Raw genomic sequence first — 26694 nt, forward strand, 5'->3', positions numbered from 1 at the left:
TCTAAATCGTTTTTTAGTTAATTAGCCTAGATATGAGTATAGCATCTGCTTCTTCACGCCATGGAGAAATAAATTTACGGGGTTTTGTGTTTTCTGTTTCAATTTTCGTGAATTCCCCTGTTAAAGTATTAAACCATTGCAATGTTCTATTTTCATCTTTCTTTTTTAGGAAAGCGGCATCTATACCATAGTTTTCTTTATGAATATATAATAAAACGGTTTTATTATCATCGGTTAAATTATAGGCACTTCCGTTTTGCCATGGTGACGGTGTCATTGTACTAAAATCAAACAGGGTAAATAGCTTTTCCATGTGATTGAAGTATTCAAATTTTGGTTTGATAAAATCATCAGATTGTTCAAACGGGTTATAAATAATGACATTCCATGAAGCACCTTGCCAATAATAGGTTGTGTAAACACCGGCAAATAGGCACATGTAATTACGGCGCAAACAAATTTCTGCATTGGTATAATCACCTGTAAAAACCACATAAGGAGATTCCTCATAACCTCCATGTTCTATATTAAAAACGGGTTTGTCTTTAAACTTTGTTCTAGCATCAAGCATCTTGTCATAAAGATTATGCGACCAATTTTGAGTAGAAATGAAATCAACTTTATCTGGAAACCTTGAACAATATTTAAAATCATGTACCGATAACAATCTGTTAAATTTGTCTTGCGCTCTTAATCTTTTTATTCTTCCATGTATATAATCTTCATCTGCTCTACCATAATACAAGGCTTCTTTTGAAATATCCCAAACCACATTTGGAAAAGCTTGATAGCGCTTTATTATATAATCAAAATACATATTATCTGCCTCTGTATCCATATCTGGCCAAGCTACTAACTTGTTCCAAACGTAAATCATGAGGTGTGATACAATCCGTTTATCATGCATTAAGCTAATAGTACGATCAAATTTTTGAAAAAATCCTGGATTTAGTGCGGAATGGTCAGGTTCTTGGTTTGTCCCTAGGAAAGGAGAAATAGCTGCTGGACCACCAAATTCATGTTCAGGATGCTCTTTTAATTTTTCGTCTTTTTCCCAACTAACATCATACGAAAACACATTCATTACAATTTGATTGAAACCATTTTGCTCTATTAAATCCAATAAGTGATTTGTTTTAGGGATGCCCTTATCATTGTGATAATCCAATGCATATAACCAGTCACATTCAAAAGCCAGTAAGAAGTAAGGTGTGCCATCTTCATAATAAAAATGCTGAGGATTTTCTTTATTGATTACAATGGCTCCGTGATTACCGTCTTTATTATTTTCAACAATGATATTTCCCTTTTTCCCAGATAATTCAGTTAAATCTCCTTTTGTTTCAAAACTCCATTTGCCTTTTTGCGAACTGGAAAAGCGTATTATCCATTCATTTTGACCATTGTAAAATCCTGGCATTTCTTGCTTTGTGCCATTTTCGTGCGTAAAAATGGCATGAAAATCTACCGTAAATGGAGATTTTAATTGTGTTTTAGAAACAAAACTGATATCTAAAACTTCCCATTTTTCTACTTGATATGAAGCATGCTTTTTATAGTTTTCTTTTTTAATTTGACCAAAAGCTACATTTGATAAAAATAGAATAGCAATGACACTAATTTTAATGAGATGATTCATTTGTTAAATTTAATTTTAATGGGATTAAAGCATTTAAAAATATTAAAACAATTTAATCATTCCAATGCGCATCAATGACCTTTTGAATGTGCGGATACTTGTCGCCGTCTTCTTCATTCAATTCTTTACGTTTGGCTACAAGTTGCTCTTTTAAATTGGCAATAATGTCTTTATAGGCTGGATCTTTATAGGCATTGTTCATTTCTTGAGGGTCTTTACTTAAATCGTAGAACTCCCAAGCAACTGGTGTGTGCATGGTAAAACGGTTGCCCCAACTAGCTTTGTTCCATTCGGCATCAGGGTTGTCGGTATCTACCCAATACTTTCCATAGAAAAATATAAGTTTATGTTTTTTGGTTCTTATACCAAAATGTGCAGGATTAGCATGCGCATGCGCCATGTGCATCCAATACCGGTAATAGGTAGATTGTTGCCAGTTTTCAGGTTCTTCACCCGTTTCTAAAATATGTTTAAAACTATGCCCTTGCATTTGTTCAGGTGGCGTTCCTCCAGCCAATTCAATTAAAGTTGGTGCAAAATCCGCATTATTTATTATGGCATCTGTTCTCGTTCCTGCTTTGATTTTCTCTGGGTATCTTACAAAAAATGGCATACGCATAGACTCGTCGTACATCCAACGTTTGTCAATATAATCATGTTCACCCAACATAAAGCCTTGGTCGCCAGTGTACACAATAATGGTGTTATCGTAAAGGCCTTCTTTTTTAAGATATTCAATAAGTCGCGCCACATTATCATCTATACCTTTTACACTTCGTAGGTAGCGTTTTAAATATTCTTGATAGGTTTTGTGTATGTATTCCTTATCGTCTAAACCATCGGCTTGAGTGGTGTCAAAATCGGGGTTGTTTCTTTTGGTAAATTCAGTGCTCCAAATACGCATACCCATATTTCTTATGATGTTTCTTTTGGAAACCGAAGAACCAATTACATGGATTAAAGAATCATTTGCCCCGCGTGTTGCAATAGAACCGTTATTACCATTATCATATAAACTGGCAGGTTCCGGAATTTCTGTATCTTCAAGATAGTCTTTATAGCGCGGTGCATATTCAAAATCGTCATGAGGTGCTTTAAATTGGTGCATTAAAAAAAACGGTTTACTCTTATCTCGTTTATTTTCTAACCAATCTAATGTGATATCGGTAATCACATCCGAACTTTGGCCCATGTATTGTTTCCCTTCATAATTTGGTAAACCATTAAAAGGTTCATAATGCATACCACTCTCGGTTAGGTAAGGGTCAAAATAAGAACCTTGTTGATGATGTTGTGTGAAAATATTGTAATAATCAAAATTAGGTTGGTGCGTTAAATGCCATTTTCCAACAAGTGCCGTTTGGTACCCTAGTTTTTTTATTTCCTGAGGTAGGTATTGATTTTTTGTTTCAACTTCCCCCTCTAAATCTATCACGCCATTGGCTTGGCTATATTGACCGCTAATTATAGTTGCTCTACTCGGTGTGCAAATAGAGTTGGTTACAAAACAATTGTTGAAAATGATGCCTTCATTGGCTATTTTATCTAAAGTTGGTGTGGGGTTTAAAGATGATAATCTACTGCCGTAAATACCAAATGCCTGAGAGGTATGGTCGTCGGACATAATGTAGATGATATTGGGTTGCTTAGTGGTGTCTTTTGCTTTTGTTTCGTTGTTTTTACATGAAACTATAGCAAGTATCATTAAGGCAAATACTAAGTTTTTACTAATGGAAATGTTAAAATTCATAGTTAGTTGTTTTATAAGCATTAAAGATGAAGCTTTTTAAGGCTAATTATGAACACATATGATTTATTTAAGGCAAAGATTGATTAATCTAAGATAATATATTTGGTGTTTTTAATTAACCAAGTGCTTTGTTGTAAGCGTTTAGGTGGTTTTTTCTGAAATTTAGGGGTGAGCAATTTTTGAATTTTTGAAATTGTCTGTAAAAAAAAGGTAAACTTTCATAACCACATGAATAAGCTATTTGTTTGACTGGGTTATGGGTTTCAATAAGTTGTTTGCATGCCATATGGATTCTATATTCATTAACAAACGTAAAAAATGATTTGTTTAATGATTTTTTGAAGAACCTGCAAAAAGCTTCATCGCTCATAGCAATTATTGAAGACACATGTTGAAGCTTAATCTTTTTGTCATAATTAATATGGACATGATTGAAAACGCTATGTATTCTATGGTTTGTTTTATTATTTAAATTAGGAGCAAACCCTTCTGTAATTAAAAATTTTTGAGGTTTAGCAAATGAAAGGGATTCTAATAATTTTAAAAAACTTAACAGTTTTTCTAAAGCGGATTGATGTAATATATCGACTAATTTTTTTGAGAACTTTTTTGAAACCTCAGCATTAAATTTAATACCTCTTGATGATTTGTCCAATATCCATTTTATATTCTTGAATTCGCTTTTTTCCATCCAACCCTGCCCTAAAATGGTGTCATTAAATTGAAACACAATCGATTTTACAGGTTTTATATCGGGATTGGTATTTTTCCAACAATGCGGTACGTTGGTACCTAATAACACAAAGTCGCCTTCTTCAAAATTTTCAACACTATTACCAACATAGCGGATGCCTTTTCCTTTTATGATATAGGTCAGTTCGTATTCTGGATGAAAATGCCAAGGCGCATCAAAGCTTTCTTTTTCGTATAAAAAGGCGCGAAAAGAACTATCGGTAGATTCTGGGATTTTTTCAAACTTAGCTTTCAAATGGAATTCAATTATATGCTATTATGATGTAAAGTTATTATTTTTTTCATAAATAAATCAAAATAAGTACTGTTATTGCAAAAATACACAATAAATAGTATTGTGCCATTTTATAATTTTGTGGATTCGTTTAAACACTAAAAAATCAAAAAGTATGAGCTTAACATGCAAAGCAGCTATTGCCAAAGGTGATGGCACGTTTTCTATTGATTCTATTGAAGTTCAAAACCCAAAACCTGATGAAGTTTTAATTGCTGTAAAAGCCGCTGGTTTGTGTCATACAGATCACGACTCTTTAAACTGGGGTAAACCAATTGTAATGGGACATGAAGGCGCAGGTGTGGTTACCGCAATTGGTAGAGATGTAACACGAGTTAAAATTGGCGATAGTGTTATTTTAAATTGGGCGACACCATGCGGAACTTGTTTTCAATGTGAACACGAAAATGAACACATATGCGAAAACAATTCGCCTGTTGTAGCAGGATCAAATGGCTACACAGAAGGGCATGCACACATGGAAGGCACATCTTTAAACGGAACTCCAATTGAACGTTCTTTTAATATTGGGACACTTTCAGAATATACTTTGGTAAAAGAGTCGGCAGTTGTTAAAAACCCTATTCAAGACATGTCTTTTAGTGCGGCTAGTATTGTAAGTTGTGGTGTTATGACAGGGTTTGGTTCAGCTGTAAATACTGCACAAGTAACAGAAAACTCATCCGCAGTGGTTTTAGGAACTGGAGGTGTTGGTTTAAATGTTATTCAAGGTATTAAAGTATCAAAAGCTTCAAAAATTATTGCCATCGACATCAATCAAACACGATTGGATATGGCTGTAGAATTTGGAGCAACACATACTATCTTAGCAGATAAAGATGATAAAGGCTTGTTGAAAGCAGCCGAAAAAGTAAAGACATTGACCAACGGAAGAGGAGCAGATTATGCATTTGAATGCACCGCTATTCCCGCTTTGGGAGCAGCACCTTTGGCTATGATTAGAAATGCAGGGACAGCAGTACAGGTAAGTGGTATTGAAGAAGAAGTCCTGATTGATATGTCTTTGTTTGAATGGGATAAAAAATACATCAACCCATTATACGGTAAGTGTAATCCTCAAAAAGATTTTCCTAAAATAATTGAACATTATAGAAATGGAGATATTATGCTGGATGAAATGATTACAAGAACCTATACCTTAGAAAATTTACAACAGGCATTTGATGATATGTTATCTGGTAAAAATGCTAAAGGCGTTATTGTTTTTGAATAAGAAATGAAAATCCATGTCAAAATTTAGAACTACAGAAATATCGGACCCACGTTTTGAGTCTAATCATTTAAGACATATTACGGTTAAAAGTAGCCACTTGAAAAACCGTGGAGATATTACTGTGTTTGTACCACCAGGAGAAGATTTATCTAATTTGCCAATCGTCATTTTATTGCACGGTGTTTATGGAAGTCATTGGATTTGGTCTCAAAAAACGGGCATTCATTTAAAAATGAAATCATGGATTGAAACTGAAAGTATAGAACCTATGATTATCGCGATGCCATCAGACGGACTTTTTGGAGATGGTAGTGGTTATTTACCTCATAAAAATGCTGATTTTGAAAAATGGATTGTTGAAGATGTGCCCAATGCCGTTGTGGAATTGATTCCTCAGGCGAGTAGCACATCAAAATTGTTTATCGCTGGTTTATCTATGGGTGGGTTTGGTGCTTTGCGATTAGGTATTAAACACAACGATAAGTTTTCAGGCGTTTCTGGCTTGTCGTCAATTACGGTAGTTGAAGAGATGGCTTTATTTGTTGAAGAAGAACTGTCTGCATATCATCAAAATGAAGCTCAAAACAAATCGGTTTACGCCACTATCTTAAAACATAAAAACAAGTTCCCTCCTTTTAGGTTCGATTGCGGAAAAGATGATGAACTTATTGAAGGGAATAGAAAACTGCATCAGCAGTTAGTTGATTTGAATATAGACCATACATACAAAGAAAATCCAGGAAAACACGAGTGGGTATATTGGGAAGCCCATATTAAAGAAACCATTCAGTTTTTTAATGATATTTTAAAACAATAAACATAAACTTATGAAAAAAAGTGCACTTCCAGATCCATTTGAAGCCGCTAGAACAACTAAAGGTTACGGAGAAATGAATGACCAAAACGACCCAGTTACCATGATTTTGGGTCTTAAAGATGTACGTAAATGTGCGCATAATTGGAAAACGTTTCAATCAGGAGCTACTCCAGGGCGTATTGTAGTACCTTCTGAAGTTAATATTCGCGATACAAGACAAATTCCGTTCGAAGTGGATCCGCCAGAGCATAAGGCATATCGTGCCATAGTGGAACCTTGGTTTAAGAGGCCCTTGGAGGCAGGTTATAGTGCTGCTCTAACAGAGCAAATCCATGCGATTATTGATGAGGTGCTTACCATGGATTCCGTTGAAGTTGTAGAGGGTTTTTCATTACGTTTGCAGTCACGCGCGTTAACCTTGTTATTGAACACACCTTATGAAGAAGCAGAAACCTGGATCTCTTGGGGAACACATGTTTTTAGAAGCGAAGGAAATGCATTGGATGGAGAAAAGGCAAATATTCTCTATGATTATATAGATGAAAATATAAGTAAAGCCATTGAGAACCCAGGTAATGATTTATATTCCATGCTTTTAAAAGCTACCCTAGACGGTAAAAAACTAACTCGCGAAGAAATAAAAGGCGTTGTGGTTTTAACCTTTTCAGGGGGTCGGGATACCATTATTAATGCGGTAACAAATGCTGTTGCGTATTTTGCTGAACATCCAGAGTCTCTTCATAAGTTAAAAAATGAACCAGAAATCGCAGGCAAAGCGGTTGAAGAATTGATTCGTTATTTTTCGCCATTAACCCATATGGGGCGTGTAGTTACAGAAGATACCGAAGTATGCGAACATGCAGTAAAAGCAGATTCTCGTATTTCTTTATGTTGGGCTTCAGCAAACCGTGATGATAGAGTGTTTGAAAACCCAAACGAAGTTGTTTTAGACCGAAAAATAAATCCACATGTTGCTTTTGGTTTTGGTACGCATAACTGTTTAGGAGCAACACATGCACGCCAGATCATGAATATTTTGGTGAATACTTTGGCAGAGAAAGTGAAGTCTATTGATATTATAGATTACAAAGAAAATATTGAAGATTTAGATCAATTTAAACGTAAAGTAGGTTATGATAAACTTACCGTTAAGTTTAATGGACAATAATTAATAAAAAAAGAAGCAAGACTACTTCACTATCATACATAATAGCTAAGACAAAATTTATGCTGAACTACCTAGACTAAATTTAGGATAAATGATTCAAAAGCGGTAATATTTTTTTTCAAACAATACTAAAAAAAAACACTAATAAATAAGAGATTATGGCAAAAATAACATTTATAACAACAGATAATAAAACGATTACTTTAGAAGGAACATCGGGTTCTGTAATGCAACTAGCTGTAGATAATAGCGTTCCTGGCATTGATGGCGATTGCGGAGGCGTATGTTCTTGTGCTACTTGCCACGTTCACGTAGCTCCAGAACATCAAACAAAAACTGGAGAAGCTACCGAGATTGAAACGGATATGTTGGAACTAAACGATTATGCAAATGAGCAGAGTCGTCTATGTTGCCAAATTGAAATCAGTGATGCACTTGACGGTATCGTACTCCAAGTTGCAGAATCAGATTAATTAAACAGTCATTGCGAGGAAAAATGGCGAAGTATTTTGTCAGTTAATTAAAAGATTGTTTCTTAACTCGCAATGACAAAAAAGTATCTTTTTTTTTAATTCAAAAAAATATTATTTAATGTCAGATAATCTTACTAAAGAATCTATTTGTGTCGTTATCGGTGCAAGTCATGCAGGTGTCAATCTTGCTTTTTCATTACGTAAAGAAGGTTGGGAAGGTGCTATTCTTCTTTTTGATAAAGACCCCGAAATTCCTTATCATCGTCCACCGCTTTCAAAAACCTATTTGAGTAATGAAGACGTGAATGTGTTGAAATCTGCTGAAAGCTACCAAAAAGAGAATATTAACTTGAATTTGGGGATTTTAGTGAGGTCAATAAACCGAACAGATAAAACGATTACGTTAAGTGATGGTACTAATCAAACTTATGATAAGTTAGTTATAGCAACAGGGGCGCGTCCAATAATACCGCCAATTCCTGGCATAGAAAAAGCAACTCATTTATATCCTTTAAGAACAGCAGAAGATGTTGGGCATATTCGTAATGCGTTTCATGCTAGTAAAAACAAACGAGTTGTTATTATTGGTGGTGGTTATATAGGTTTAGAAACAGCAGCATCCATAAAAAAATTAGGAGGAGTGGTAACTGTTCTAGAGCGTGAAACACGAATTTTGGCACGCGTTACAGCTCCAGAAATGTCTGATTTCTTTATGAATTTGCATGCTGAAAATGGGGTAGAAGTGCTAACAGATAAAAATGTTACTACTATAGGTAATTCTAAAGGTGTCAATACTGTTACTTGTGCAGATGGCTCTCAATTTGAAGCAGATATTATCATTGTAGGTGTTGGTATTCGTGTTAATTTAGAATTGGCAAAAGAAGCAGGGTTAGTTATTGAAAATGGTATTCTGGTAGATGAAACGGCATGTACAAACGATAACGATATTTATGCTATTGGAGACTGTACATTTCATTTTAACCCACATTACAACTGCTATGTACGATTGGAATCTGTTCAAAATGCAGTAGATCAAGCCAAAGTAGCAGCAGCTGCAATTTCTGGTAAACGGCCAGTTTATAATTCTATTCCTTGGTTTTGGTCAGATCAGTTTGATGTTAAATTACAAATGGTGGGTTTGTCTGAAGGTTATAACGAAACTTTAATTAGAAAAGAAGACAGCGCGGGCACCAAAACCTCAATTTGGTATTTTAAAGATGATCGGTTGTTGGCGGTTGATGCTATTAATAATCCGAAAGCTTTTGTGTTGGGAACAAAATTTATAAAAGACGGTAGTAACATAGATAAATCTAAATTAATGGATGCATCTGTTCCTTTTAAACCTGCCGATTTATTGATAGGATAACTTGAAATGTCAAAATATAAATAAGCTGTCTGGAAATAAATTTCCAGACAGCTTATTTATAAAAAGACTAAACAATTAATTATTGCTTAATAACTCTTTTTGTTACACTACCTCCTTCAGTATTTAATTTTAAGAAGTAAACTCCTGAAATTAGATTTGTAAAATCAGTAGTTTTACTAACTAATGCACCAACAACATTATATACTTCTACACTTTTAATATCTATCCCAGCACCTTTAATATTAACGATGCCATTAGTTGGATTAGGATAAAAAGTAGCTGCTTTTAAAGCCTCTACTTTTGGAGTGCTTAATGTGGTATTGGTAATTGGAAAAGTTTGATTAGTAGCTACTGCGCCAGAAGGGCCAGTAGTATTACTATTCCAAAAAGCCACAGTTTCAGAGCCATTAAAATCGCCGTCAGATCCAAAAAAGCCTGGGTTCCAAACTGTATTTTCTCCAAAACCGGTTCCGTCTGTAAGTATATCTATAAAACCTCCACCCCATTGGGCTCCATTTGTGTCAGTAATTTTAAATTGATTAAAAACTCGGTAGGTTGTATTAGGTGCAAAATTTGTAAGTGTAATTGTTATAGTAGGATCAGGTGCCCACCCAATAGCTTTACCATTAGCATCTACCATCATTTCAGCTGTAGTAATAACACTTTGAGTAATAGTAGGCACAGCAGCAGCCTGTACAGTTATTACTTGAAAAACACTATGATTACTACCACCAGCTGCAGTAAATTCCACTACAAGACGATATTCTTGACCAGCTGGTAAACTTGCAGATGGTGTATCGCCTGACGGTATAGTAATACTACCAGATACAATTCCAGTTCCTGTTTGTGCAGCTGGAATTATATTTACATTACCTGCGCCTCTCCATTGTACGATACTTGCTGGAACAGTGTTTGTATCATAGATCCTTACGATAAATCTAAGTTGAGAAACGTCTGGCCCTCCTTGTGCATCAAAATCGGCTGTTGCTTGAAATGAGCTTCCAGGTGCTACCGTAATAGGAGCTGAAGTAATTGTTATTGTTTGCGAAAAAGCAAATGAGGTAAAGATAAGGGTTGCAATTAAAAGTAATTTTTTCATCATAGTAAAGTTTTAGAATTAATTAGTTTAGTAAATTTAAAACACTTACATAATTTAATTATTCCCGTATGTTTTTTTTAGTATAACATATGGTTTTACTCGTTTTAGTGTTAAATATTATCGATAAATACATATGATTTATTAACTTTATTATTAATACTTGCGAAAATTCCTAAACTTTTATTTGTCATTTTTGTTTAGGGTATTAAGCTTTTGTGTTAGTAGAACTCTATATATGGACTGTTTTTATTGATTACCATTTCAATAGCAGATGTCTTTTCTGATCAAAATCAGGGTTTTAGATTATAAAATAAGGAAAGGGTTGAAAAGGATGTGTTGGTTTCAAATAATGTCAAAAAAAAGTCTTTAATTTTTTTTTCTATGCATATTAAATATTTGATATGGTGATTAAATCATGAGTATTCTCATTGAGTTCTTATCAACAACAGGATCTAGTTTATACTTATTATTTTTAAGACATAATTATTTACCATTCCAACAATATTATAATTTATATAGTTCAATTTTAAAGCCAATCTAAAATGATAAAAATAAATCAAATTTTATCTATAATATTCATCATGTTTTTATTTGTTTCTTGCAATACAAAACATAAAGAGAAAAGTGATTCTGTAAAAAATACAGTAGTATATGAATCAGATTGGGAATCCTTAAAAAAGCATGAAACCCCAGAATGGTTTTTAGATGCTAAATTCGGAATCTATTGCCATTGGGGACCATACTCTGTTCCTGAATACGAAAACGAATGGTATGCCCATTGGATGTACGTTAATAAAGACAACCCAGAAGCTAAAGACGGGAAGGCCAGTAAATTTTATGAGTATCATGTGAAAACCTATGGAACATTGGATAAATTTGGTTATAAAGATTTTATCCCCATGTTTACAGCTGAAAAATTTGATGCCGCTGAGTGGGCAGAATTATTTAAAAAGGCTTGAGTAAAATTTGCAGGCCCTGTATCTGAACATGCAGATGGTTTTACTATGTGGGATAGCAATTTAACAACTTGGGATGCCAAAGAAATGGGCCCCAAACGCGATATCATGGGAGAACTTTCAAAGGAAATAAGAAAGCGTGATATGAAGTTTATCGCTACATTTCACAGACATTGGTTATTAGGTTGGTTTCCTACTTGGGATGAAACTACAGACGCATCAAATCCAGAATTTGAAGGGTTGTACGGGCCAAAAATGAAGAAAGGTGATTTTCAATATCCACTAAACCCTCATCAAATTGATGCAGGCATTCAAAAACATTACCCTTTAGCAGATGAAAAATTCAATAAAAAATGGTTAGCTAGACTTAAAGAAATTGTTGATAAATACAATCCTGATTTAGTATGGTTTGATAACAAAATGGACGTGATTGGCGACTCTTATAGAAAAGATTTTTTAGGCTATTATTATAATCATGCCGCTAAAAATAAACAAGAGGTGGTTTCAACCTATAAATTTTATGACTTCGCCAAAGGTAGTGCGGTTTTAGATTTGGAGCGTTCTAGAATGAGTGAAAAGCAAGATTTTCCTTGGCTCAAAGATGATTCCATAGACTGGAAATCGTGATCACATATCAGCAACCCCAATTATAAATCAGCCAATAGGCTCATTGATTTTTTAGTGGATGTGGTAAGTAAAAATGGTTCAGTTTTGTTAAACATTACGCCAAAGGCCAATGGTGAAATTCCTGAACCTGTTAAAGAGCGTTTATTGGAAATGGGAGAGTGGTTAAAGATAAATGGAGAAGCCATTTATGGCACACGACCCTTTAGAATTTATGGTGAAGGCAAAGCACAGATAGTTGAAGGCCATTAAGCGAAAATAAAAACCCAGATAATACTTCGGATGACATCCGTTTTACCACAAAAGGAGCTATTTTATATACCATTGTTTTAGATTGGCCTAAAACCAATGAAACTATTATTTCCAGCTTAAAGCTCGGAAATGAGTATTATGACAAGATCATAAAATCTATTGAATTATTAGGCTATAATGGGAATATAGAATTTGATGTTAAAGAAGATGGTTTGCACATTCATTTACCAGAAAAACAAGTAGGGAAACATGCCTTTGTATTTAAGGTTTTATCGGAATAGGTGTTTTTGGACTATTAGAAAAATAAGCAAAAGCCCCTGTTCATGTAAACAGGGGCTTTTGTAACAAAATAGATTGTTCTTTTTAGTTTTTTATAAACTTAGCTTGTAAACCTGTATCTGTTCTCAAGAAATATAATCCGACATTCAAATCAGAAACATTCAGTTCTTTTGTGTTTTTAAAAGTTTTAACTGTTTTGCCCAGAACGTTATAAATCTGAATAGATTTAAATTGCTCATTAGTTGAAATAGCCAATCTATCAGTAGTTGGGTTTGGGTATATTGAAACAGATTTAATATCGAAATTTTTCGAACTTAAAGTAGCACTAGGATTAGCAGCAACATCATCTATGTAATATGTTTCTCCAGCACCTGCAGTAGATCTGTCAAAAAAGAATCTAGTAAAAGTATTAGTTCCAGCGGGAACATTAATATCTACATCAGGATCCACAGGGCTTCCTGGAGTGCCGCTTAAATCAATTTCAAACTCTGTCCATGTATTCAAAGCCACGGTAACATTCTTAGTGATTAAATAATTACCAGGGTCAGGGTTGCCAATTTGAATTTGTAATTCAAAATTTGTCTTATCTACCGAATATACCTTAAATCTAAAAAACCTGTTCACATCTAAGTTGTAGCTACCCAGTTCTGTAGTTCCATCATATACGGCCTGTAAAGCATTCCATCCGCCACAGCCGGTAGTCTTAACATATTCAACACTGTTTCCTGTTCTTGTGCCGTCTGGATCAGTTACCGAAGTTACAGTAGGTTTTATTGGCGCTCCTGGTCCTGAAGGAGTAAGCGTAACGTCAGGTTTGGTTGCAGGAGGGGTTATTTCCATATCAAAGATATCGATTTGTGCGGTCATAGCAACAGTTGCAAAAAGAAATAATAATGTTGTAAAAAGTAATTTTTTCATCATAATAAGGGTTTATAGATTATTTTAGTAAACTTAATGATGCTCATTGGTTTTACTTGAACCATATATTTTTTTTAGGATAACATATGGTTTTATACATGTAAAAGTTTAAAAGTTTTGTTGGTTAAAGGTTTTAATTATAAATAAAGTATTAGGTGAATATATTTATTGAATTTAGACATAAGTAGCCTTAATAAAGCCTTATAAACAGTAGATTGGATAATTTAAGCCTTAGTTTTATTTTAAATATAAAAACTATTCAAAATGAATAAAATTCTACATTTTTTATGCATTATTGTTTTCCTCCTAAGAACTTCCTTGTTCGCCCAAAATATATATGTGGCCACTAATGGGGACGACGCCAATAATGGCACAATTGACAGTCCGTTCAAAACATTCAGTAAGGCTATTTCAGTGATGTCCGCAGGGGATGTTTGTATTATTAGAGGAGGTATTTACGAGGAAAAATTATTAGTAAACAAAAGCGGAACGGCAGGCAATTACTTAACTTTTAAATCTGCTAGTGGAGAAAATGTAGAAATTAGAGCGACTACTGTTGTTGATGGTTGGCAATTGCATACGGGCAATATTTATAAAGCCAATGTAAATATGGCGATTACTAGTAGGTATCGTGCAGTCTATCATAACGACGAATATATGGATTTGGCCAGATGGCCCAATAACACAGACAATAATCGTTGGACATTAAACTCTATTCCTGTAACTGGCGGGGATGGTTCACATTTTCTAGTAAGTGGTATACCTAGTATAGATTGGACTGGTGGATTGGTATATTATCTAGGTGCGCATTCAGGAACAAGTTGGAACAGAACCATAACCAGTAGTACAACATCTAGAATAGATCATACAGGCGTAAATGTTAATAGCTGGCCTTTTAATCCGCACAATCCAACTGTGTGGAGAAATTACTCAGGCAATAATAGAGGGCAGTTGTATTTATTCAATAAGCTGGAAGCCTTGGATTATGCTAGGGAATGGTTTTATGATAGTACTAGTCAAACCCTTTATTTTCAATCAGCCACTGGTAGTATGCCTTTAGATGGGGAAGTAGAGTTTGCCACCGAGAAATATGCTGCAGAATTAAATGGAAACTATATTCAAGTAGAAGATATAAAATTTTTTGGGGGAAGCGTTTTAGTTAAAGGCACTAATAACATTTTCTTAAACAACACTATTACACATGGAACAGCATTGCACGATGATTTAACCAATACCACAGCAAATATAGGAAATGCTGCCCTAGAAGTTAGAGGAGCAAACACATGGGTTAAAGGCTGCAACATAAATCATAGTTCGGCTAATGGTATAACTGTTGAAAAATGGTCTGGAGCGCATAACTCAACTATAGAAGGAAATTATGTAAGCAATATTGATTATTTAGGAATACATACTACGCCCATTAGGTCTCTTGCAGATAATGTAAAAATATTAAAAAACACCATTGTTAATGCCGGAAGAGACGGTATTTACGTTAGTGGAGATAATTGTGAAGTAGCCTATAATGATGTGTCTTTTTCGGAATTGATAAATAGTGATTCAGGTGTGTTTTATACGGTAGGAGGGGCAACTTTAAAAAATACGGAAATACACCATAATTGGTTTCATGACGCTACTGCTCCAAGCTATTCTCATGAAGTTGATGGGCCAGGGAAAGCAGCAGGTATCTATTTGGATAATAATAGTAAAGGGTACACAGTTCACCATAATGTGGTATGGAACGTATCTTGGAGCGGCTACCAAGTGAACTGGAACAATACTGATTTAGACTTTTTTCATAATACCATTTGGAATGCCGAGCGCGCTATGGATTCTTGGGTAAATGGCTTTGCGCAACAAAACAACAAAGTATATAATAATTTTGCAAATACAGGAAGTTGGTTTGCAGGGAACGGCCCTGCGGAATTTGATATACAGGATAATTTAATATCTACTGTTTCTCCTTTTGAAGATGTTAATAATCAATATTTTATGCCAAAGCCTGGCAGTGTTGTGATAGATCAAGCTATGGTTATTTCTGGGTTTGTTAAGCCTTATGAAGGAAGTGCGCCGGATATAGGAGCCTATGAAAGAGGTGGTACCGAGTGGACTGCTGGCGTAAATGCTATTGAAGATACAGGGATGCCACTTAGTGTTTCTGAATTTGATGAGGAAACAAGTTTAAAAATGTATCCAAATCCAACAAGTACTTTTTTGAATATTGGATTTGCAGGAAACCAAGGTTTTGATAAAACCTCAATAGCTATATATTCATTAATGGGAAATCTGTTGAAGTCTATTTCTGTTGATGGACTAAAAGGAAGTTCAAGTATCTCTGTACAGGATTTGTCAACAGGTGTTTACTTGGTGAAATTGAAATCTCAACATGGGGTTTATACTGGTAAATTTATAAAGAAGTAATAACGGATTTAAGCTACTTGTCTAGTCTAAGTTTAAAATGGGAAGGATATTTTAAATATCCTTCCCATTTTAATTTACAGATTTGGTGTGTTTAGAAATTATTGGTATAGATTTTAAGTGTCTCGTTATTTATACCCACCAGAATTCCTATACTGTTATTTGTCATTTTTATTTGATTTATGGCTTTTACATTGGTAGGTTCACAAAAACCACTTTCTAAATAGCTCAAAACACGGTAGTTTCCGTTTTTTGTTCCCAATAATACCCCCCCAATAGATTGGTCGGCCCTTGTGGTCTCAACTTCAACTTCAAACTTATTACCTGCTAATATAATATCAAGTATTCCATCATGGTTAATGTCTAAAATATCAATGCCGTTTATAACAGATAATTGGGCTTCCATGGGTAGTTTTTTAAGCTTCAATTTGCCATTGTCATTTTCTAGAATAATACTAGCAAATTCTTGTGCTTCATACTTTAGGGCTTCATTGGCAGTGTTGCCTATAATTTGTGTAATGTCTGCTTTGGCAAATTCATTATATGTTTTGAATTTTTTTGAAATATTTGGAATTTGTTGCGACGAGCACTCTTTTCCTCTTATAGGAACCACTCGGTCTTTATAATGTTTGGCTAAAAACACATCGTTGGTACCATTTTGGTCAAAATCGCTAGCATATACAATAAATGGTTTTTCTGGACTCGCACTAAACTTATAATTCAAACCTAGATTTCCTAAAACAAAATCGGTATCCCCATCAGCATCCAAATCGGCAGCTTTTATTGTATTCCACCAGCCTCTTGTTTTATCTAAATTATAAGTTTTGGTAACGTTTTTAAAAATATTCTGTTCTTTTTTAAAAATAGTAATAGGCATCCATTCTCCAACAACAATAAGTTCATTTTGTTTATCACCATCTATATCGCTCCAAACTGCGGAGGTTACCATGCCTATTCTTGATAGTTCTGGTGCAAGAATTTCCGTTACGTCTGTAAATATGCCTTTATTGTTTTCTAATAAAAAACTTTTAGGCGCAAATGGGTAGGTTTTTGGAATGAGTCTACCGCCAACAAATAAATCTAAATCACCATCATCATCAAAATCTAAGGGGATAACACAAGAACCGCTTTCGATTAATTCTGGTAAGTCATTGGATTTGGAAAAATTGCCCTTACCATCATTCATATATAATCTATCTTGTAAAATAGGGGAGTAGGCATCAAATTCATTACCACCGCTTACTACGTATAGATCTAGATCCAAATCGTTATCAATATCAATAAATGTTGCACCAACATCTTCATGAGGAGCATCTTTTAAAAAGATACTCTGTTTTTTTTCTATAAAAGTGCGTGATTTAGTTTGAAGATAAATGGTACTTGCTTGCTGACTAGCACCACCTACAAAAAAATCATCCAAACCATCGTTGTTTACATCGCCTACGGTAATACATGGCCCGTTTTGCGATAGTTTATGAGGCAATAAAATTTGATCTTTAAAATCATCATAACTATTTTCTTTATGAATAAAAGGGGCTTTTAATACTTTGGAAGTAATGTCTTTTAACAATGTTTTTGTAATATTATTAATGTAATTAATATTTATAGCCGCTTTATAATTGATAGTTATAAGCTGATTTGCTTTTATGTTTTTTGAAATGCTTTTTTTTCCGTTATTCCAATCTACTTTAATAGAATCTATAGTTTCTGTTTTTCCTAAACCAAAGTGAACTAATGGCTCTACAGAAGATAAATAACCTCTTACGGTTTTAAATTCGTGGTATTGCAATTTGTCGTTATAATAGATGCTCACTTTTGCACCCAAACCTGTCGTATTTTTTTCTGGGCCAATGAGCTTGATTTTTAAATAATTATTTTGAAGTTTTTCTGAAGTATTTTGATAAATGTACGCTTCAGCATTCATGTTATTAACTACAATATCTAAATCACCATCGTTATCTAAATCGGCAACGGCTGCACCGCTAGAAAAGCTATCGTGATTAACACCCCATGCTTCAATTTTTTCAGTAAAAGTTAAATCACCATTATTTTTAAATATATAGTTTGGTATTTTGTTTTCATTGAATAAATTGATGATGTATTGCGCCTTTTGTTCATTAGTGCTATTTCTAGCTTGCGGGCTTCTCATATATTCACGAAACTTAGTATTAGCGTCTTTATCCCATATATCTCTTTTGAAACCGTTAGTTATATACAAATCTCTGTAGCCATCATTATCAAAATCGCTACCCAAACAAGACCAGCTCCAATCGGTTTTAGATAACCCTGAATATTGCCCAATATCACTAAAAACCCCATTTCCTCTATTTAACTGTAGCATGTTATGCATGTATTGATAATGAAAACCATTTGTGGTCATGTCGTTAAACAGCTTGGTATTCATTGATGCCATAGTGGTTTTGGAACGTTCATAATCTTCTGGTAACATTTCCAATTGCATGATGTCTTCAAAACCATCATTGTTAAAATCTACTACATCTACACCCATAGCGTAGAAAGGAACGTGGTTAAGACGTTGAGGTAATTCATCTTGAAACTTATTTTTTCCTTGGTTGATGTACAGATAATCGCGTTCTAAATAATCGTTTGACACATAAACATCGGTCTTGCCATCGTTATTTATATCAGTGGTTGAAAGCCCTAAGCCATAACCAAAATTGTTTTTTATACCCGATTTTACACCTTTTTCTTTAAAGATGCCATTTGTATTTATGTAAAGTTTATCTCTAAAACGATTATCTTGTTTTTCTTTTCCTTTTAAAACCTGTTCGTAACCCATGAAGAATGTGTTGGGTCTGTTGGTTAAAAACATATCTAAGTCATTATCATTATCGGCATCAAAAAAAGACGCCATAATGGAATACCCTGTGTCATCCAAACCATATACTTTAGCCTGTTCTTTAAAAGAATCATCTCCTTGATTAATATAGAGCAAGTTGGCACGGTTTTCAACCGTATCTTGGTTACCTCCTCTACAGATATAAATATCTAAAAAACCATCAGCATTTACATCAGCCATTACCACACCGTTATGCCAGCCATTTCCTCCAGAAACACCGGCAGAATTAGTAATGTCTTCAAATTTAAAATTGCCTTTGTTTAAATAGAGTTTATTTGGAACTTCGTTTCCTGTAAAGTAAATATCAGATAACCCATCGTTATTTATATCTCCAATAGCAACACCAGCACCATTATAAACATAGTTAAAAACCGCAAAGAAATTATTGAAATTTTCTTCAATAGTATTATTGAAAGTAACGTTGCTATGATTAGAATAGATTAAATTAAATAAGGTGCTATTTCCCTTATTGTTACTATTTGAATTGAAATGTATTTCCGGTTTGTCTTGCTTGCAACTATAAACCAGTAAAATAATAACTATAATTTTTTTTGAAATACTCATAAGGAAAGGTACTGAAATTATTAAATTGAAAAAAGCCCAATTGTTTTTACAAAAAGGCTTTTTAAAACTAAAACAAACTACTATTTAAATTATTTAATTTCTAATTACCTGAATGTTATCAATAAAAAGATTCATATTTAGGTCGGTGTGAAATGGTGTATTCCACATTTTAATTTGTACATAATAATCACCTGGTTGTAAGGTTTTTGTACTTGAGGCAGCAAACCAAGCGCCTCCGGCAGTTCTAAAAAACTGTTTAGTAGGACCATCAGCTGTTGTACCAGCTGCAGGTGTAGATATTTCAAATACATAATCGGGATGTGTTGTAGATATCAAATCTCCAAAAGTATCCATAGAAACTGTGTAATCACCAGCTGTTGTTACGGTAAATGGATAGTTTTCCATTCTTAAGGTATTATTTGTAAATGCACCTACTCCTGGTTCTTCATACAAATATTTTAAACTCGCAGTACCTTCTGAAAAACGTTCCATTGAAACTGATAAATTAGCGTTTCTATCTTCACCACTATTTCCTCTAGCAACCCAATTGGATAAACCAGCAATTTCTCCATCATTATTACCACAATCTATGAGGTTTACAGTTTCATCACAAAGAGGAACTAACAAGATATTCATATAATCTTCTTTTGTGGTGGTTCCGATACTTGCCGGTACGCCACGTCCCACGGTTAATGTTACTGAATACACGCCAGGATCGGCATAGGTGACAAAAGGATTTCTTTCGGTACTTGTAGCAGGGTTGCCACCTTCAAATTCCCAAAGAATGGTGTCTTCCAATCTGCCTTCTTCAAATGTAGATTGTCCGTCAAGTGTTCTATCAAAAAACTGAATGGTGCTTCCGAATAAGTCAGATGTTTTTTCAGCTTCAAAATCAGGAACTACTTTTTGAAATACTTTTACTTTGAATAAATTGCTTTCAACTGAACCATCTTCGTGTGTAACTTCTAGAGTTGTACTGAACCCTTGGTTTTCTCTAGCTTGTCCAGTTCCAATTGAAGGGGATGGACTTGGATAAGAAACGTTAACAACTTCATCCGTTGATGTTGCGGTATTACCACCTTCAAAGGTCCAAACTCTTGAACTTACTGTCTGAGAAGAATCTGTATAGGTAATCGATTCACCTTCTGTAATTAATAGCTTGTTTGCAGTCGCTTTAAAGCTCCCGGCTCTAATACCATCTAATAAATTAGAGTCTTCTACACAAGCTGTGGTAGTTACTAGCAATACTAAAACCATTGATATGAAACTATAAGCTATATTTTTATTTTTTTGCATAATATTAGTTTTAAGTGTTTTTAATAATACCCTGGGCTTAGATCTGGGTCTAAACTCGGATTAATTTGAATTTCGGAGTTTGGAACAGGCCATCTAATTTCAAAATCTTGATATTCTGTACCAGGGTCTCCCGCATTTGGTCCTCCTTGAGTAATTCCAGAGATAGCTTCTTTGTATTTTCCAAAACGAATTAAATCATTTCGTCTCCAACCTTCAAGGCATAACTCTTTACGTCTTTCATCCAACAAGGCTGTGGCATTTTCTTCAGAAGAACCTAAAACCATGTCAGGTACAGCTGTAGGGGTCATTCTTGCTCGGGATCTTAACTTGTTTACAGTCATATCAATAACTTCTTGTGTCAACAGACCTTGACCGTTTAAAGCTTCTGCATACATTAATAGTACATCTGCATAACGAATATATGGATTATCAAAAGGTGTGTCATTTGGAGATGCGCCGTCTTGCGGTGCATGCCATTTCCAACCTCTCCAGTTGTTTTTGGCAACTGTCCAAGCATCTGGGTTGCTCATACCGTCTTCTGGAGTCCAATCATTGGCATTATGTTTTGCAATATTGTTTAATAAACGGATGTCATCCCTATCATAACTGGCTTCAAAGTTTTGGTTGATGAAACATGTTCCCCAGCCACCGCCATTGTTTACATTTCCGTTTGGTCCGTAAAACGTACTTAATAAGCCACCTTCATTCTTACCAGGCCCTTCCATTCCTATAGAATAAACCATTTCTACACTTTGTTCATTATCTAATGAGAAAACATCAGGGTAACTAGCTAATAAATTATACACACCGCTGTCCATAACGTCTTTAAGTATGGCACTGGCCAAAGCAAATTTATCGGTTTGGTTTAAAGGAAACCCCGTCATTTGTAAATATACTTTTCCTAACAAAGCTTGAGCCGCTCCTTTGGTTACTCTACCGCCACCTTGTTCTGCTGGCAAGATAGCTGCAGCTGCTTTTAAATCTTCGATAATAAATTCATATACTTTATCTGGAGCTGCTTGTGGTACTTCTAAATTATCTAAACTGGTTACTTCATTTTTGATAAGTGGTACATTTTCCCAAGTGGAAACCAAGGCGAAATTTATGGTTGATCTTAAAAATTTCGCTTGTGCTACAAAATTATCTCTATCTTCTATATCAATTTGATTGGCAGTCATAGCACCAATCCGGTCTACAACACTATTTACTCTATTTAATGCCACGTATAAGTTTTCCCAAATACTTCTAACTGTGTTGTTTGTAGGTGTTAATTGTTGTAAATAGATTAATTTACGATCGCCACCCCATGGCGGAACAACCACTTCGTCGGTACCTATTGTTCCCCAATGGATTGCCCATCCATCAACACCGTTGCCACCAGAGCTCACTATATTTTGTACAGCATCATAGGCTCCTATTAGATAAGTTTCTGCTCCATTTTTATCTACTAATAGCGCATTAGGTGTTACGAAGGTTGTTGGGTTTTCGTCTAAAAACCCTTCATTGCACGACGTTATCGATGCTATCAATACGGATAACAAGAATAAACTGCTTATTTTTTTCGTTTTCATTTTTTTCATTTTAATAATTAATGTTAACATACACATAGTTAAAAACCTACGTTTAAACCAACTCTGAAAGTTCTCGCTCTTGGATAAGAATCAATATCCAACCCTGGCGTTAATTGATTATTACCTACACTTACATCTGGATCGTAACCTGAGTAATTTGTCCATACGTATAAATTATCAACAGAGCCATATACTCTTAAGTTTTTTAGCCCTAATTTTTTTGCAAGGTCTTTCTTAAGACTATACCCAAAAGTTATATTAGCTAGTCTTAAGAAAGATCCATCTTCTACATAATCTGAATACGCATTACCAGAAATTCCGGCATCACCATTACCCCAAATTACTGGAACATCGGTATTAGGATTATCTGGAGTCCAACGGTCTCTAACACTTCCGTATTTATTAAAATAAGGTATAGCTTGAGAAGTTGCTTGCTTAATATTTTTGTTATATACATCATTTCCGTAAGACCATGAAGTAAGTACAGATAAATCAAAGTTTTTATAAGAGAAGTTATTAGTAAATCCACCAAAATGATCTGGAACGGTTCTACCAATTATAGTTCTATCATCTGAGTTTACTACACCATCTCCAGCGTCGGGAATACCATCACCATTAGTGTCAACCGTTAATTGATCTGCAAACTTAGGCATTCCAGGACGATAACTGTTTCGGTTTGGTTGTCCTGAAGATAATACAACATCATCTTTTAATGTGTAAACTACGTCATAGTAAGGGATACCTGCTGCTTCAGCATCAGCATAAATTTTTTCAGCTGCTTGAGCATTACTAAGACCATCAAAAGCATCAAAATCACCGTAGTTATATACACCATCAACTTGTAATCCATATATCGAACCTAAAGACTCGCCAACTCTAACTACATAATCATCCTGAATTTGGTTATCTCCAATAGCTCTTACAAAAAACTCATCGGCACCTCCTAAATTTAATACTTTGTTTTTGTTAAAACTAATATTGAAATCTGAAGACCAAGTGAAGTTATCACTTTGAATATTAACGGTGTGTAAAGCAAATTCAAATCCTTTATTTTCTAAAGCACCTATATTTTGAAAGGCTGTTTTAAAACCAGATGTAGACGGTAACGGTCTTTCTAATAGTAAGTCAGTAGTTTCTTTTTTGTAATAATCAGCCTCCAAACTTATACGGCTATTGAAAAGCGCTATCGAGATTCCTGCATCAACTTGTGCTGTGGTTTCCCATGTTAAATCTTCATTTGCTAATCGTGAAACAGCAACTCCAGTTGTTAAGTTATTTCCATTAAAAATACTACTTGCTAATCCTGCTGATGCTAAAGAACGATAGGAACCAATAGCAGTATTACCAGTTTCTCCATAACTTACTTTTAGTTTTAAGTTATTTAACCAATCAACATTCTCTAAAAACTTTTCATTGTTAACTTTCCAAGCAAACCCAGCCGATGGGAAGAACCCCCATTTGTTGCCTTCAGCAAATCTAGAAGATCCGTCATAACGCGCACTTACATTTAATGTAAATCTGTTATCAAAGTCATACTGTATTCTTCCTAAATAAGATTTAAGTGAATTATCTGAAAACGTAGATTGTGTTGGTAAAGTTACCGTAGCACTTCCTAAATTATCTAAATTGATATTGGGCAAATCAAAACCTGTAGATGCCGACGTTACATTTTCAAATGATGTGGCTTGTTGTTCATAAACAGCAGTAACATTTAAAGAGTGATCTCCAAAAGATTTACTGAAATTTAAGTTTTGCTCTGATGTTATGCCTTGTCCTTGAAAAGTTCCTACAAAAGCTCTACCATTCGCAGATCTACCCCACCCATATTTTTCTGAAAAATACCTTTTATTTTTGCCACCAAAAGTATTAAGCCTGAGTGATGATTTGAAAGTTAGACCATCAGCAATTTTATACTGTACATATACGTTACCATATATGTTATGTCGCGTACCTGAGTTTATATCGCTTTCTAAAATAACATTTGGATTGGATATATCACCACTTCTTAAAGATAATAAACGACCATCATCATCGTATTCAGCATCACCATATCTTGTTATACCTTGTACAGGGCTAAATAGTACAGCATTGGTAACAATACCTGAGCGCCCATTGGCATTTTCAGAAGCTGCAGATACTACACCACCAGTATTATTAAAACCAATATTGGCATTCATACCTACTTTAATTCTTTCTCCAATATTTTGATCCAATCTTAAGTTTCCATTATATCTTTCAAAACTTGAGGTTTTAATAATCCCTTCTTGATTGATGTATGAAAAAGATGCAGAATAAGAACTATTATCAGAGCCTCCAGTTGATGATACTTTGTAATTTTTAGTAACAGCTGTTCTTGTAATTTCATCCTGCCAATCTGTAAGAATCACTCTAGGATCTAATAAGTTTAAATCATTACCATATTGGTCTCTATAAGCACCAACAAATTGATCTCCTGCATTATTTGGGTCCCATGGCGTATATTCATATCTCCAATCGACAAACTCTTGTGCGGATAATAAATCAATTTTATTTGAAATAGTACCAAAACTAGTATAAGTTTCAAAGTTAAAATCGGCCCTCCCTTTTTTACCTTTTTTAGTGGTAATGATAATAACACCGTTTGCTCCTCTAGAACCATAAATAGCAGTAGCAGAAGCATCTTTTAAGACCTCAATGGATTCTATGGTGCTTGGGTCGATTGAAGCTAGTGGGCTTGTTGAACTATTTCCTATTCCTAAACCAGTACCTTGAGCGGTTCCATCAATAGCAAAACCATCAATAACGTATAAAGGGTCATTACTAGCATTAATAGATGATCCACCACGAACTCTTATTTTAAATCCAGCTCCTGGACCACCTTCAGAACTTACTACTTGTACACCTGATGCTTTTGATGCTAGTGCACCTTCAAAGGAAACACTCTTTACTTTGTCAAGATCATCAGCTTTTAAAGATACTACAGATCCGGTTAAGTCTTTTCGTTTTACACTTCCGTAGCCAATAACAACTACTTCATCTAGTTTAGAAGCATCTTCTTGTAAGACAACTTTTAATACTGACTTGTCACCTATAGTAACTTCTTTGGTTACGTAACCTAGATAACTAAAAACTAATACATCTGATGCACTAGCATTGATTTCAAAGTTACCATCAAAATCGGTTACACTTCCCTTGGTTGTGTTTTTTACTAGAATGTTTACACCAAGTAGGGGTTCTCCACCAGATGTAACAATTCCAGTAACTGTCTTAGATTGCCCATAAGAAACACTAAAACAGAAAAGACTAATGAGCGTAGACACAAAAGCTTTCGTTTTAAAATTTTTAAACAATTGGAATTTCATATTTTTATTTAGTTTAAGTTTTGAATTACAAAATTGTTAAAAATTGTTCCTTGGAAGGGTAACAAATGATTTATTTAAGAATACATATGGTCTTGATGTTAAAGTATTTTTTGTATATCCGTTTTTACTCATAACCCTGTAATGTTAGCGATAACCAGCCTATCGAAGATTTTTTGTCCAAAATACCTGCGATTGAGCTTATAAACAAATTCATTTAGATATAATTGCAAATACTTTCTCTTGATTTTATGATAATTCCCAACAAAGTTACGCTTTGCGTTACTTATTGCTATATGCACCCATTTTAGGGTTTCTTTTGTTGTTGTTTCGCTTGATTTTTCACTAATGCGCAGTTCTACAAAATCAGCAATGTTAACATACGATGTACTCTGGTCTGTAAAGACAATAGTTTGCTCCCCACCAACTGCGTTTTCAAAGGTTATATCTGTACCATCTGCCTTATGGTCCTCTAAAACCTTTGCCTTAAAATAACGGCATTGCCGCTCTACTTTTCCCGTGTCCAAATCTTCAAGAACTGTGCTTTCTGCCATTACCATTACGTTGGATTTTGTTTTGCTTCCTCGTCCTGCCTTTTGTGTTTTGTGGTCATTTTCAGAAGCTTCTATGGTAAAATACCCTTCGTCCATTTCTATCATGCCTTCAAGCGTATATCTGTCATCTCTATTTCCCATAGCTTTTCTTAGTTTATGGACCATAGCCCAAACTGGCTCATAACGTTTCAATCCTAATTGACGCTGTATCTCTTTAGAGGAAAACCCTTTCTTGGTTGCCGTCAACAAGAACATGGTTTTATACCAAATCAAAAATGACAGATTAGAACTCTGCATTATGGTTCCGCTACGGAGAGAAGTGCGACTTCTGCATTTTTTACATTCATAGCTCCATTGGCTTTTTATCCAATAATGCTCTGTATGTGAACAGCGTTTACAGACAACACCTAACTTGTCTCGTGCTTCTTTAAAATGTGTGCGACAGGCTTCCTCACTGTCAAATTCTGCTGTAAAACTAAAAATATTCATAACTT

General features: G+C 34.6%; 17 protein-coding genes and 1 pseudogene. 8 read left to right on the top strand and 10 right to left on the bottom strand.

From position 1 onward, the window contains the following. Positions 1-13 precede the first annotated feature (13 nt). The 3 genes from ABD935_RS01830 to ABD935_RS01840 all read right to left on the bottom strand — a co-directional run bounded on the left by ABD935_RS01830 (position 14) and on the right by ABD935_RS01840 (position 4377). Positions 14-1639 (bottom strand): DUF5060 domain-containing protein, encoded by a 1626-nt coding sequence (locus ABD935_RS01830; protein WP_345189823.1) that lies wholly within the window; start codon positions 1637-1639, stop codon positions 14-16. A gap of 52 nt (positions 1640-1691) precedes the next feature. Next, positions 1692-3344 carry a sulfatase family protein gene (locus ABD935_RS01835; protein WP_425550188.1) on the bottom strand — a complete coding sequence of 551 codons (1653 nt, stop codon included), beginning with the start codon at positions 3342-3344 and terminating at the stop codon, positions 1692-1694. A gap of 160 nt (positions 3345-3504) precedes the next feature. Further along, entirely contained in the window at positions 3505-4377 is an 873-nt protein-coding gene (locus tag ABD935_RS01840; protein ID WP_345189825.1) for an AraC family transcriptional regulator, read from the bottom strand. A gap of 154 nt (positions 4378-4531) precedes the next feature. Between ABD935_RS01840 and ABD935_RS01845 the strand changes: the two genes are divergently transcribed. The 5 genes from ABD935_RS01845 to ABD935_RS01865 all read left to right on the top strand — a co-directional run bounded on the left by ABD935_RS01845 (position 4532) and on the right by ABD935_RS01865 (position 9474). Beyond that, complete coding sequence (locus ABD935_RS01845; protein WP_345189826.1) at positions 4532-5650, top strand: Zn-dependent alcohol dehydrogenase; 1119 nt, start codon at positions 4532-4534, stop codon at positions 5648-5650. A 13-nt stretch (positions 5651-5663) separates the two neighbouring features. Further along, positions 5664-6467, top strand: coding sequence for an alpha/beta hydrolase (locus ABD935_RS01850; protein WP_345189827.1), 804 nt, complete (start codon positions 5664-5666; stop codon positions 6465-6467). A gap of 10 nt (positions 6468-6477) precedes the next feature. After that, on the top strand, positions 6478-7635 hold the full coding sequence (locus tag ABD935_RS01855; RefSeq protein ID WP_345189829.1) for a cytochrome P450: 1158 nt from the start codon (positions 6478-6480) through the stop codon (positions 7633-7635). A gap of 158 nt (positions 7636-7793) precedes the next feature. After that, positions 7794-8108, top strand: a complete 315-nt coding sequence (locus tag ABD935_RS01860) for a 2Fe-2S iron-sulfur cluster-binding protein (RefSeq protein WP_345189830.1) — start codon at positions 7794-7796, stop codon at positions 8106-8108. A gap of 118 nt (positions 8109-8226) precedes the next feature. Continuing rightward, entirely contained in the window at positions 8227-9474 is a 1248-nt protein-coding gene (locus tag ABD935_RS01865) for an NAD(P)/FAD-dependent oxidoreductase (protein ID WP_345189831.1), read from the top strand. A 79-nt stretch (positions 9475-9553) separates the two neighbouring features. Here the strand turns inward: ABD935_RS01865 and ABD935_RS01870 are convergent, their stop codons facing one another. Beyond that, a complete protein-coding gene (locus tag ABD935_RS01870) occupies positions 9554-10576 on the bottom strand; it encodes a T9SS type A sorting domain-containing protein (protein WP_345189833.1) in 1023 nt (340 codons plus the stop codon). A 578-nt stretch (positions 10577-11154) separates the two neighbouring features. Here ABD935_RS01870 and ABD935_RS01875 point away from each other — a divergent pair. Together ABD935_RS01875 and ABD935_RS01880 are read left to right on the top strand one after the other, a co-directional pair. Continuing rightward, a pseudogene (locus ABD935_RS01875) lies at positions 11155-12405 on the top strand (alpha-L-fucosidase). Between the two features lie 71 nt (positions 12406-12476). Beyond that, positions 12477-12686, top strand: coding sequence for an alpha-L-fucosidase C-terminal domain-containing protein (locus ABD935_RS01880; protein ID WP_345189879.1), 210 nt, complete (start codon positions 12477-12479; stop codon positions 12684-12686). 82 nt (positions 12687-12768) lie between these two features. On the opposite strand, the gene ABD935_RS01885 is transcribed toward ABD935_RS01880, so the two are convergent. Continuing rightward, entirely contained in the window at positions 12769-13605 is an 837-nt protein-coding gene (locus tag ABD935_RS01885; protein WP_345189835.1) for a T9SS type A sorting domain-containing protein, read from the bottom strand. Between the two features lie 261 nt (positions 13606-13866). Between ABD935_RS01885 and ABD935_RS01890 the strand changes: the two genes are divergently transcribed. Continuing rightward, a complete protein-coding gene (locus ABD935_RS01890) occupies positions 13867-16020 on the top strand; it encodes a T9SS type A sorting domain-containing protein (RefSeq protein WP_345189836.1) in 2154 nt (717 codons plus the stop codon). A gap of 91 nt (positions 16021-16111) precedes the next feature. On the opposite strand, the gene ABD935_RS01895 is transcribed toward ABD935_RS01890, so the two are convergent. From ABD935_RS01895 to ABD935_RS01915, 5 genes are all read right to left on the bottom strand, one after another. Beyond that, positions 16112-19441 (bottom strand): CRTAC1 family protein, encoded by a 3330-nt coding sequence (locus ABD935_RS01895; protein ID WP_345189837.1) that lies wholly within the window; start codon positions 19439-19441, stop codon positions 16112-16114. Between the two features lie 93 nt (positions 19442-19534). Further along, positions 19535-20737: a PKD domain-containing protein gene (locus ABD935_RS01900; RefSeq protein WP_345189838.1), complete on the bottom strand. Its 1203-nt coding sequence runs from the start codon at positions 20735-20737 to the stop codon at positions 19535-19537. A gap of 20 nt (positions 20738-20757) precedes the next feature. Next, entirely contained in the window at positions 20758-22308 is a 1551-nt protein-coding gene (locus tag ABD935_RS01905) for a RagB/SusD family nutrient uptake outer membrane protein (protein ID WP_345189839.1), read from the bottom strand. A 38-nt stretch (positions 22309-22346) separates the two neighbouring features. Further along, the gene (locus ABD935_RS01910) at positions 22347-25607 is read right to left on the bottom strand and encodes a SusC/RagA family TonB-linked outer membrane protein (protein ID WP_345189841.1); all 3261 of its coding nucleotides are present in this window, start codon (positions 25605-25607) and stop codon (positions 22347-22349) included. Between the two features lie 170 nt (positions 25608-25777). After that, positions 25778-26689, bottom strand: coding sequence for an IS1595 family transposase (locus ABD935_RS01915; RefSeq protein ID WP_345189843.1), 912 nt, complete (start codon positions 26687-26689; stop codon positions 25778-25780). Positions 26690-26694 lie beyond the last annotated feature (5 nt).

The organism is Algibacter agarivorans (assembly GCF_039543245.1).
GTDB classification, from domain to species: domain Bacteria; phylum Bacteroidota; class Bacteroidia; order Flavobacteriales; family Flavobacteriaceae; genus Algibacter_G; species Algibacter_G agarivorans.

What these genes read in the sequence shown, in the direction of transcription:
- ABD935_RS01830 (WP_345189823.1), bottom strand. Translation starts at nt 1,639, where the DNA reads ATGAATCATCTCATTAAAATTAGTGTCATTGCTATTCTATTTTTATCA.
- ABD935_RS01835 (WP_425550188.1), bottom strand. Translation starts at nt 3,344, where the DNA reads ATGATACTTGCTATAGTTTCATGTAAAAACAACGAAACAAAAGCAAAA.
- ABD935_RS01845 (WP_345189826.1), top strand. Translation starts at nt 4,532, where the DNA reads ATGAGCTTAACATGCAAAGCAGCTATTGCCAAAGGTGATGGCACGTTT.
- ABD935_RS01850 (WP_345189827.1), top strand. Translation starts at nt 5,664, where the DNA reads ATGTCAAAATTTAGAACTACAGAAATATCGGACCCACGTTTTGAGTCT.
- ABD935_RS01855 (WP_345189829.1), top strand. Translation starts at nt 6,478, where the DNA reads ATGAAAAAAAGTGCACTTCCAGATCCATTTGAAGCCGCTAGAACAACT.
- ABD935_RS01860 (WP_345189830.1), top strand. Translation starts at nt 7,794, where the DNA reads ATGGCAAAAATAACATTTATAACAACAGATAATAAAACGATTACTTTA.
- ABD935_RS01865 (WP_345189831.1), top strand. Translation starts at nt 8,227, where the DNA reads ATGTCAGATAATCTTACTAAAGAATCTATTTGTGTCGTTATCGGTGCA.
- ABD935_RS01870 (WP_345189833.1), bottom strand. Translation starts at nt 10,576, where the DNA reads ATGATGAAAAAATTACTTTTAATTGCAACCCTTATCTTTACCTCATTT.
- ABD935_RS01885 (WP_345189835.1), bottom strand. Translation starts at nt 13,605, where the DNA reads ATGATGAAAAAATTACTTTTTACAACATTATTATTTCTTTTTGCAACT.
- ABD935_RS01890 (WP_345189836.1), top strand. Translation starts at nt 13,867, where the DNA reads ATGAATAAAATTCTACATTTTTTATGCATTATTGTTTTCCTCCTAAGA.
- ABD935_RS01895 (WP_345189837.1), bottom strand. Translation starts at nt 19,441, where the DNA reads ATGAGTATTTCAAAAAAAATTATAGTTATTATTTTACTGGTTTATAGT.
- ABD935_RS01900 (WP_345189838.1), bottom strand. Translation starts at nt 20,737, where the DNA reads ATGCAAAAAAATAAAAATATAGCTTATAGTTTCATATCAATGGTTTTA.
- ABD935_RS01905 (WP_345189839.1), bottom strand. Translation starts at nt 22,308, where the DNA reads ATGAAAACGAAAAAAATAAGCAGTTTATTCTTGTTATCCGTATTGATA.
- ABD935_RS01915 (WP_345189843.1), bottom strand. Translation starts at nt 26,689, where the DNA reads ATGAATATTTTTAGTTTTACAGCAGAATTTGACAGTGAGGAAGCCTGT.